Consider the following 339-nt stretch of genomic DNA (forward strand, 5'->3'; position numbering starts at 1 on the left):
TAATGCAGATCAGTTAAGAATATTTTTATGATCACTTGACTGATCTTTCCATAGCTTCAAAATCCGATATTAGAAATAATATCGGATTTTTTTATGTCTCTCATTCAGCACTTCGATAACATGTCTTCATTTTTAAATGATGTACATACACTAGATAAACTTAAACAGGTTCTTGACCCTGATATTCTTGAACAAGCATTTAAACATGCAGGTGTTGCTACTGTGCGTAAAAGGCGATTACCGCTAGAAGCTATTATGTGGTCTGTAATTGGAATGAGTTTATTCCGAAACGAAACCGTTTGGGATATCGCTAATAGACTCGACATCTCTTTACCCGGA

General features: G+C 35.1%; 1 protein-coding gene. It reads left to right on the plus strand.

Features of this window, described 5'->3' with window-relative positions; translation table 11 throughout:
- Nucleotides 1-93: 93 nt before the first annotated feature.
- Nucleotides 94-339: transposase domain-containing protein (locus CWC30_RS08085; protein ID WP_171034699.1), on the plus strand; the 246-nt coding region annotated here is incomplete at its 3' end.

The sequence above is a fragment of the Pseudoalteromonas sp. S4741 genome, assembly GCF_005886135.1.
GTDB classification, from domain to species: domain Bacteria; phylum Pseudomonadota; class Gammaproteobacteria; order Enterobacterales; family Alteromonadaceae; genus Pseudoalteromonas; species Pseudoalteromonas tetraodonis.